The sequence below is a fragment of the Streptomyces sp. SID5910 genome (genome assembly GCF_009862125.1).
Classification (GTDB): Bacteria; Actinomycetota; Actinomycetes; order Streptomycetales; family Streptomycetaceae; genus Streptomyces.
Map to the genome: position 1 here is coordinate 1 of NZ_WWHX01000699.1, position 10,058 is coordinate 10,058.

At 71.7% G+C, this 10,058-nt stretch carries 5 protein-coding genes and 1 pseudogene; 4 read left to right on the forward strand and 2 right to left on the reverse strand.

From position 1 onward, the window contains the following. Positions 1 to 184: 184 nt before the first annotated feature. Entirely contained in the window at positions 185 to 1,681 is a 1,497-nt protein-coding gene (locus tag GTW67_RS24475) for an MFS transporter (protein WP_161166962.1), read from the reverse strand. Between the two features lie 520 nt (positions 1,682 to 2,201). Here GTW67_RS24475 and GTW67_RS24480 point away from each other — a divergent pair. The 3 genes from GTW67_RS24480 to mfd all read left to right on the forward strand — a co-directional run bounded on the left by GTW67_RS24480 (position 2,202) and on the right by mfd (position 9,453). Then, positions 2,202 to 2,990, forward strand: coding sequence for an ABC transporter ATP-binding protein (locus GTW67_RS24480; RefSeq protein ID WP_161166963.1), 789 nt, complete (start codon positions 2,202 to 2,204; stop codon positions 2,988 to 2,990). Continuing rightward, on the forward strand, positions 2,987 to 5,551 hold the full coding sequence (locus GTW67_RS24485) for an ABC transporter permease (protein WP_161166964.1): 2,565 nt from the start codon (positions 2,987 to 2,989) through the stop codon (positions 5,549 to 5,551). The genes GTW67_RS24480 and GTW67_RS24485 overlap by 4 nt, the downstream gene beginning before the upstream one ends. A gap of 347 nt (positions 5,552 to 5,898) precedes the next feature. After that, a complete protein-coding gene (mfd, locus tag GTW67_RS24490) occupies positions 5,899 to 9,453 on the forward strand; it encodes a transcription-repair coupling factor (protein WP_161166965.1) in 3,555 nt (1,184 codons plus the stop codon). Between the two features lie 84 nt (positions 9,454 to 9,537). On the opposite strand, the gene GTW67_RS24495 is transcribed toward mfd, so the two are convergent. Continuing rightward, positions 9,538 to 9,738 (reverse strand): antitoxin, encoded by a 201-nt coding sequence (locus GTW67_RS24495; RefSeq protein WP_161166966.1) that lies wholly within the window; start codon positions 9,736 to 9,738, stop codon positions 9,538 to 9,540. Positions 9,739 to 9,874: 136 nt separating this feature from the next. On the opposite strand from GTW67_RS24495, the pseudogene GTW67_RS24500 reads away from it, so the two are divergent. Then, positions 9,875 to 10,058, forward strand: a pseudogene (locus tag GTW67_RS24500) (HNH endonuclease); the annotation flags it as partial.

Genomic DNA, 10,058 nt, shown 5'->3' on the forward strand with positions numbered 1-10,058 from the left:
TTGCGCGGCTGGGGTCCGCGGGCGGACCGCAGGGAGGTGGGGGGTGGAGGGCCACGCACGTTACTCGCTGGTTCGGTGCCGCGGGGCGCTTTCGGCGAACCGAGTGGTCGGTATGCCACGGCCCCGGGTGCCACGCCCACCGTCGCGCCGCTTCCGCAGGGCACCGGCACAACCGTCCCCGCGGTCAGTCCTTCAGCACCGGGAACTTCCGCGGCGCGACCACCAGCAGCACCATGAACGCCAGCGCCGCCGCGCCCGCCGCCCCCAGGTAGACCGCGTGCACGGCCTCGGCGATCGCGTGCCGTACGGGTTCGGCGGGGGCGCCCGTGTCCAGCGCCCGGGTCACCGAGTCGAGGTCGCTCGCCCCGCCGAGCCGCGCGGCCAGCACCCCGTTGGCGATCGCGCCGAAGACGGCCGCGCCGACGGTCTGCCCGGTCTGGCGGCAGAAGAGGACGGACGCGGTCGCCGTGCCGCGCTCCGACCAGCCCACCGTCGACTGGACGCCGACGATGAGCGGCAGCTGGAACAGCCCGAGCGCGGCACCGAGCAGCAGCATCAGCAGCGTCGGCTGCCAGGCCTCGCCCGGGTAGGGCAGGAAGGGGAAGGCCAGCAGGATCAGGGACGCGGCGCCGATGCCCAGCATCGCCGTGTTGCGGAAGCCGATCCTGCGGTACACGTGCTGGCTCAGGGCCGCCGAAACGGGCCAGGTCAGCGTCCACACGGACAGCACGAAACCGGCGGCCACGGGGGCCAGGCCCAGCACCGACTGGGCGTAGGTGGGCAGGAACACGGCCGGGGCGACCATCAGCAGGCCCAGCGCGCCGAGCGCGAGGTTCACCGCGGCGATCGTCCGGCGCCGCCACACCCAGCCGGGGATGATGGGCTCCGCCGCCCGGCGTTCGATCACCACCACGGCCGCCAGCAGCGCGAGCCCCGTCCCGAACAGGGCGAGCGAGGGCGCCGACAGCCACGGCCAGGCCACGCCGCCCTGGACCAGCGCGGTGAGCAGCACGCCGCCGCAGGCGAACACGGCCAGCGCACCCGCCCAGTCGACCCGGGGGCGCGCGCCGGACGTCTCCCGCTGCGGCTCGTGCAGGTGACGCACGATCAGCCACAGGGCGAGGGCGCCGACCGGCAGGTTGACGAGGAAGATCCAGCGCCAGTCGGCGTAGGCGGCCAGCACGCCGCCCAGGCCGGGCCCCGCGACCGCCGACACCGCCCACACGGTGGACAGCCGGGCCTGGATCTTCGGCCGGTCCTTCAGCGGGTACAGGTCGGCGGCGAGGGTCTGCACCGTGCCCTGGAGGGCGCCGCCGCCCAGGCCCTGCACGACCCGGAAGGCGATCAGGGCGGCCATGTTCCACGCGAGCGCGCACAGCAGCGAGCCGAGCAGGAAGAGGGCCGCGCCCGCGACGAGCACCGGTTTGCGGCCGAAGGTGTCGGAGAGCTTGCCGTAGACGGGGAGGGTGACGGTGACGGCCAGCAGGTAGCCGGAGAACAGCCAGGAGAAGAGGGAGAAGCCGCCGAGGTCGCCGACGATCTGCGGTACGGCGGTGGAGACGATGGTCGAGTCGAGGGCCGCCAGTGCCATCGCGAGCATCAACGCGGCGACGACCGCGCCGCGCCGGTCCGTGCCGCCGCCGGACGCGGCCTCGCGTACCGCGGGTCTGGTGCCGTCCACCCCGGGCCCCCTCGTCGTCCACCAGGGGCCCTGATGTGTGCCCCGTGCATCGATCTGCCGGGGTCAGCTTGCCACTTGAGCCTCACGTCGCGGGAGGGTGGAGGCTGGGTGCGTCCAAGGGCGGAGAGCTACCCCTAGGAGAACTCCACCGACGGGTGGACAGCCCCTAGGGGTACCTCCGTACTACGGCCCGGGGAGGGTTCGTACCGACGGAGGACGAGACGGCCCCCGTCCGGTCCTTAATCTGGCTTTACGCCGCTGGGGGGCGGCGAACCGGACCAGTGGGGGTGGGGTTTTCCCCAGGTGAAGAGTGCGCTGAGCACCAGCGCGCCCGACCCCTGGTTCCGGCCAGACTCTTCGACACGGGACGCGGCGGACCCGACACCACCGACGCGGCACCACGGACGCAGCACCACCAGCGCAGCACCACCGACGCGGCGACACAGACCCACCGGACTTCAGCGGTACCCGTACCGCCGGCACCGACGGCTCACTCGATGACCGACATAGGAGACTTGACATGACATCGGCCGTAACCACTCCCCTGCACGGGAGCACCGGAGGGCGTACCGCCGTTGCCGCGCGGGCACGGCAGGTCGTCAAGGCCTACGGCAGCGGGGAGACGCGGGTGGTCGCCCTCGACCACGTGGACGTGGACATCGCCCGCGGCCGGTTCACCGCGATCATGGGTCCGTCGGGCTCCGGCAAGTCGACGCTGATGCACTGCCTGGCCGGTCTCGACACCGTCACCGGCGGGCAGATCTACCTGGACGAGACCGAGATCACCGGCCTGAAGGACAAGAAGCTCACACAGCTGCGCCGGGACCGGATCGGGTTCATCTTCCAGGCGTTCAACCTGCTGCCGACGCTCAACGCCATCGAGAACATCACGCTGCCCATGGACATCGCCGGCCGCAAGCCCGACAGGGCCTGGCTCGACCGGGTCGTGGAGACCGTGGGCCTGGCCGGCCGGCTCAAGCACCGGCCGACCCAGCTCTCCGGCGGCCAGCAGCAGCGCGTCGCCGTGGCGCGGGCCCTCGCCGCCCGCCCGGAGATCATCTTCGGGGACGAGCCGACCGGAAACCTCGACTCGCGGGCCGGCTCCGAGGTGCTGGGCTTCCTGCGCCGGTCGGTGGACGAGCTGGGCCAGACCATCGTGATGGTCACCCACGACCCGGTGGCCGCCAGCTACGCGGACCGGGTGCTGTACCTCGCCGACGGCCGGATCGTCGACGAGATGCACCGGCCGACCGCCGAAGCCGTTCTCGACCGCATGAAGGACTTCGACGCCCGGGGGCGCACGTCATGACCGTCGTGAAGACCTCGCTGCGCAACTTCTTCGCGCACAAGGGCCGGATGGCGCTCTCGGCGGTGGCGGTGCTGCTGTCGGTGGCGTTCGTGTGCGGCACGCTGGTGTTCACGGACACCATGAACACGACCTTCGACAAGCTGTTCGCGGTCACGTCGTCGGACGTGACGGTCGGCCCGAAGGACACCAAGGCCGAGGACACGCCGCAGAGCGGGGTGCCCGAGTCGCTGCCCGCGGCCACCCTGGAGAAGGTCCGCTCGGTCGAGGGCGTCGCGGCCGCCGAGGGCGCGGTCGCCTCGATGAACGTGACCGTCGTCAACAGCGACAACGACAACGTCGGTGCCACCAGCGGCGCCCCGACCATCGCCGGCAACTGGACGAAGAACGACCTCAGGTCGATGGAGATCACCTCCGGGCACGCCCCGCGCGGCCCGACCGAGGCCATGATCGACTCCGACACCGCCGACAAACACCATCTGAAGCTCGGCGACGAGCTGCGCACCATCGCGCAGACCGGCGACTTCAAGGCACGGATCGTCGGCATCGCCTCCTTCACCGTCACCAACCCCGGTGCGGCCGTCGTCTACTTCGACACCCCGACCGCCCAGCGCGAACTGCTCGGCGCCGAGGGCCGGTTCACCCAGTTCAACCTGACCGCCGCGTCCGGCGTCTCGGACGCGCAGCTCAAGCGGAACGTCTCCCAGGCGCTGGACGGCACCGTCAAGGTGCAGACGGCGAAGGAGGCCGCCGACGAGAACCGCAAGGACGTCGGCGAGTTCATGAACGTCATCAAGTACGCCATGCTCGGCTTCGCCGGGATCGCGTTCCTGGTCGGCATCTTCCTGATCATCAACACCTTCTCGATGCTGGTCGCCCAGCGCACCCGCGAGATCGGCCTGATGCGGGCCATCGGCTCCTCCCGCCGGCAGGTCAACCGCTCGGTGCTGGTCGAGGCGCTGTTCCTCGGCGTCGTCGGCTCCGTCCTCGGTGTCGCGGCCGGTGTGGGGATCGCCGTCGGCCTGATGAAGCTGATGTCGTCGGCGGGCATGAACCTGTCCACGGACGACCTGACCGTCAAGACGGCGACGCCCGTGATCGGCCTGATCCTCGGCGTCGTGGTCACCGTCCTGGCCGCCTATCTGCCGGCCCGCCGCGCCGGCAAGGTCTCCCCGATGGCCGCCCTGCGCGACGCCGGTACGCCGGCCGACGGCAAGGCCGGCTGGATCCGCGGCCTGATCGGCCTGGTCCTCACCGGCGCCGGCGCCGCGGCCCTGTACGCGGCCGGCACGGCGGACAAGGCGAGCGACGGCGCGTCGATGCTGGGCATCGGCATCGTCCTCACCCTGATCGGCTTCGTCGTGATCGGCCCGCTGCTGGCCGGCGCGGTCGTGCGGGTGATCAGCGCGGTGCTGCTGCGGGCCTTCGGTCCCGTCGGCCGCATGGCCGAGCGCAACGCCCTGCGCAACCCGCGCCGCACCGGTGCCACGGGCGCCGCGCTGATGATCGGCCTGGCCCTGGTGGCCTGCCTGTCGGTGGTCGGCTCCTCGATGGTCGCCTCGGCGACGAGCGAGCTGGACAAGACGGTCGGCGCGGACTTCATCGTCGAGGGCAACCAGCGGATCGTGCCGCAGGCCGAGAAGAAGATGCAGGCCACGCCCGGTCTGGAGCACGTCACCCGCTACAAGGTGCTCGACGCCACGCTGACCTCGCCCGACGGCGGGAAGGACGACGACGGACTGACCGCCGCCGACCCGACGTACGCGAAGGACGTGCGCCGCGAGACCACCGCGGGCGACCTGAACGCCGCCTACGGCGCCGACTCCATGTCGGTCGGCTCCGACTACGCCGAGAAGCACGGCGTGCACGTCGGCGACACGATCTCGGTCGCCTTCAAGGGCGGCGAGACGGCGAAGCTCAAGGTCGCCGCGATCACGAGCGACGACGTGGCCATCGACCAGGGCGCCCGGTACATCAGCATCGACACGATGCGGAAGTACCTGCCGGCCGACCGCGTCCCGCCGAACATGATCATGTTCGCCAAGGCGAAGGACGGCCAGGAGACCCAGGCGTACGCGGCGCTCAAGGAGTCGCTGGACCAGTACCCGCAGTACCAGGTGCGGGACCAGACCGACTACAAGGAGGAGCTGAAGGACCAGGTCGGCCAGCTGCTGAACATGGTCTACGGCCTGCTCGCCCTCGCGATCATCGTGGCGGTCCTGGGCGTGGTGAACACCCTGGCGCTGTCGGTGGTCGAGCGGACCCGGGAGATCGGCCTGATGCGGGCGATCGGACTCTCCCGCCGCCAGCTGCGCCGGATGATCCGCATGGAGTCGGTGGTCATCGCCCTCTTCGGCGCCCTGCTGGGCCTGGGGCTCGGCATGGGCTGGGGCACGACGGCACAGAAGCTGCTCGCCCTGGAGGGCCTGAACGTCCTCGACATCCCCTGGCCGACGATCATCGCCGTGTTCATCGGCTCGGCCTTCGTGGGCCTGTTCGCCGCCCTGATCCCGGCGTTCCGGGCGGGCCGCATGAACGTCCTGAACGCGATCGCGACGGAGTAGCACCCGAGGCCACTGCCTGGGGTGCGGCACCCGAGAGCCACCGCACACGGGGGTTGCGGGGGAGAGACCCGGCACCGGAGTCCGAGAGGACCCCGGTGCCGGGCGTCTTCTTTCGCCCACCTCTTGGCCGGCCGAGTCGGATGGTGGGTGGGCACAGGCCGGGGGTCCAGGGGGCGGAGCCCCCTGGTACCCGAGCCACGACGCGGGGCACCCGCACAACAGACGGGGACGCTGTCCACAGCCCCCCGCACCCGCCCGCGCAGCGACGTACGCTGGACACCCCCGGCCCGCAGCGCGCGTCGGGCCCGTCGTGTTGACGTACCACCCCCGGACGGAAAGCGCCCCGAATGAGCCTGCACGGTCTGCTCGACGCCGTCGTCAAGGACGCCGCCCTCGCGGAGGCGATCACCGCCGCCGCCGACGGCAACCGCATGCACGTCGACCTGGTCGGTCCCCCCGCGGCCCGCCCCTTCTCGGTCGCCGCGCTGGCCCGCGAGACGAACCGCCCCGTCCTGGCGGTGACGGCGACGGGCCGTGAGGCGGAGGACCTGGCCGCGGCCCTGCGCTCCCTCCTGCCGCCCGAGGGCGTCGTGGAGTACCCGTCCTGGGAGACCCTCCCGCACGAGCGGCTCAGCCCGCGCAGCGACACCGTCGGCCGCCGCCTCGCCGTCCTGCGGCGCCTCACCCACCCCCGCCCCGACGACCCGGAGACCGGCCCGGTCTCGGTCGTCGTCGCCCCCGTGCGTTCCGTGCTCCAGCCCCAGGTCAAGGGCCTGGGCGACCTGGAGCCGGTGTCCCTGCGGACCGGCCGGACCGCCGAGCTGAACGGGATCGTGGAGGCCCTCGCCGCCGCCGCGTACGCCCGTGTGGAGCTGGTGGAGAAGCGCGGCGAGTTCGCCGTGCGCGGCGGCATCCTGGACGTCTTCCCGCCGACCGAGGAGCACCCGCTCCGCGTCGAGTTCTGGGGCGACGACGTCGAGGAGATCCGCTACTTCAAGGTCGCCGACCAGCGCTCCCTGGAGATCGCCGAGCACGGACTGTGGGCCCCGCCCTGCCGCGAGCTGCTGCTGACGCCCGAGGTCCGCGAGCGGGCCGCCGCCCTCGCCGAGGCCCACCCCGAGCTGGGCGAACTGCTCGGCAAGATCGCCGAGGGCATCGCCGTGGAGGGCATGGAGTCCCTGGCGCCGGTCCTCGTGGACGACATGGAGCTGCTGATCGATGTCCTGCCCAAGGGCGCGATGGCCGTCGTCTGCGACCCCGAGCGGGTGCGGACCCGCGCCGCCGACCTGGTCGCGACCAGCCAGGAGTTCCTCCAGGCGTCCTGGGCGGCCACCGCGGGCGGCGGCGAGGCGCCGATCGACGTGGACGCGGCCTCCCTGTGGTCCATCGCGGACGTGCGGGACCGGGCCCGCGAGCTGGACATGATGTGGTGGTCGGTGTCGCCGTTCGCCGCCGACGAGTCGCTGACGTCCGCCGCCGACGCGGCGGGCGACTCCGACACCCTCAAGCTCGGCATGCACGCCCCCGAGACCTACCGCGGCGACACCGCCAAGGCCCTGGCCGACACCAAGGGCTGGCTGTCCGACGGCTGGCGCACGGTGTACGTCACCGAAGGCCACGGCCCGGCCGCCCGTACGGTCGAGGTGCTGGGCGGCGAGGGCATCGCCGCCCGCCTCGACAACGACCTGGGCGAGCTGTCCCCCTCCGTCGTGCACGTCTCGTGCGGCTCCGTCGACCACGGCTTCGTCGACCCGGCGCTCAGGCTCGCCGTGCTCACCGAGACCGACCTGACCGGCCAGAAGGCCGCCGGCCGCGAGGGCGCCCGGATGCCCGCCCGGCGCCGCAAGACCATCGACCCGCTCACCCTGGAGGCGGGCGACTTCATCGTCCACGAGCAGCACGGTGTGGGCCGCTACATCGAGATGGTCCAGCGCACCGTCCAGGGCGCCACCCGCGAGTACCTGGTCGTGGAGTACGCCCCCGCCAAGCGCGGCCAGCCCGGCGACCGGCTGTACATCCCCACCGACCAGCTGGAGCAGATCACCAAGTACGTCGGCGGCGAGGCCCCCACCCTGCACCGCCTCGGCGGTGCCGACTGGACCAAGACCAAGGCCCGCGCCAAGAAGGCCGTCAAGGAGATCGCCGCCGACCTGATCAAGCTCTACAGCGCCCGCATGGCGGCGCCGGGCCACGCGTTCGGCGCGGACACGCCCTGGCAGCGCGAGCTGGAGGACGCCTTCCCGTACGCGGAGACCCCGGACCAGCTCACCACCATCGCCGAGGTCAAGGACGACATGGAGAAGACGGTCCCCATGGACCGCCTGATCTGCGGCGACGTCGGCTACGGCAAGACCGAGATCGCGGTCCGCGCCGCCTTCAAGGCCGTCCAGGACGGCAAGCAGGTCGCCGTGCTCGTGCCCACCACGCTGCTGGTGCAGCAGCACTTCGGGACGTTCAGCGAGCGGTACGCGCAGTTCCCGGTGAAGGTGAAGGCGCTGTCCCGCTTCCAGACCGACACCGAGTCGAAGGCGACCCTGGAGGGCCTGCGGGAGGGCTCGGTGGACATCGTCATCGGCACGCACCGCCTGTTCTCCTCCGAGACCAAGTTCAAGGATCTCGGCCTGGTCATCGTGGACGAGGAGCAGCGCTTCGGCGTCGAGCACAAGGAGCAGCTGAAGAAGCTCCGCGCCAACGTCGACGTGCTGACCATGTCCGCGACGCCGATCCCGCGCACCCTGGAGATGGCGGTCACCGGCATCCGCGAGATGTCCACGATCACCACCCCGCCGGAGGAGCGGCACCCGGTGCTGACCTTCGTCGGCCCCTACGAGCACAAGCAGATCGGCGCCGCGATCCGCCGCGAGCTGCTGCGCGAGGGCCAGGTCTTCTACATCCACAACCGCGTCGAGTCCATCGACCGCGCGGCGGCCAAGCTCCGCGAGATCGTCCCCGAGGCGCGTATCGCCACCGCCCACGGCCAGATGTCGGAGCAGGCCCTGGAGCAGGTCGTGGTCGACTTCTGGGAGAAGAAGTTCGACGTGCTGGTCTCGACCACGATCGTCGAGTCCGGCATCGACATCTCCAACGCCAACACCCTCATCGTGGAGCGCGGCGACAACTTCGGCCTCAGCCAGCTCCACCAGCTGCGCGGCCGCGTCGGACGTGGCCGGGAGCGCGGGTACGCGTACTTCCTGTACCCGCCGGAGAAGCCGCTGACCGAGACCGCGCACGAGCGGCTTGCCACCATCGCCCAGCACACCGAGATGGGCGCGGGCATGTACGTCGCGATGAAGGACCTGGAGATCCGCGGCGCGGGCAACCTGCTCGGCGGCGAGCAGTCCGGCCACATCGCGGGCGTCGGCTTCGACCTGTACGTGCGGATGGTCGGCGAGGCCGTCGCCGACTACCGGGCCTCGCTGGAGGGCGGTGTCGAGGAGGAGCCGCCGCTGGAGGTCAAGATCGAGCTGCCGGTCGACGCGCACGTCCCGCACGACTACGCGCCCGGCGAGCGGCTGCGCCTCCAGGCGTACCGGTCCATCGCCTCCGCCAACAGCGAGGAGGACGTCAAGGCCGTACGCGAGGAACTCGTCGACCGCTACGGCAAGTTGCCCGAGCCGGTGGAGAACCTGCTGCTGGTCGCGGGGCTGCGGATGCTGGCGCGGGCGTGCGGGGTCGGTGAGATCGTGCTCCAGGGCAACAACATCCGCTTCGCGCCGGTGGAGTTGCGCGAGTCGCAGGAGCTGCGCCTCAAGCGTCTGTACCCGGGCACGGTCATCAAGGCGACCGCCCACCAGGTGCTGGTGCCGCGCCCGAAGACCGCGAAGGTGGGCGGCAAGCCGCTCGTCGGCCGGGAACTGCTGGCGTGGGTGGGCGAGTTCCTGACCTCGATCCTGGGCTCGTGATCGAAGGAGAAGCAGAGGAAGCCGTCCACGGCAACAGGTCCGTGGACGGCTTCGATGTGTGCCGTGCGATACGAGGGAGCGCGCCTACGGCCGCTCCGGCCGGTCACCGCCCCGCTCGCGCCCGATGCCCATCTGGTCCTCCGCCCGCTGCTGCGCGGCGTCGACCTGCTTCTCGTACTTGCCGCCGGTCCGCTGGTTGACCTGGCGTTCGGCGGCGTCGGACATCTTGTGAGAGCGGTCCTTGTCCTTGCCGGCCATGCTCTTCATCTTGTCGAGGAAGCCCATGCAGCGCTCCTTCCGAGACGTGACTCACCTCCGACCGTACGCCAGATATGTCCCGCACGCCCACTAAGGCCCCCTATGGTCTGGACATCTCCCTCGCTACGGTGGTGACGGTGGAACAGCAAGGGGAGGGGCGCGCATGAGGCGGCGCAGCAGGATCCGTACCGCAGGGGCCGCGGGCGCGGTGCTCACTCTGGCCCTGGTGGCCGGGTGCGAGGGCCTGGAGAGCGACGGGGCCGCGCCGTCGGGCGGCGGTGCCGCCGAGGCCCCGGCCGCGGGGCAGGCCGCCAGCCCGCTGCGCAACCCGGACGGCACCGAGCCCG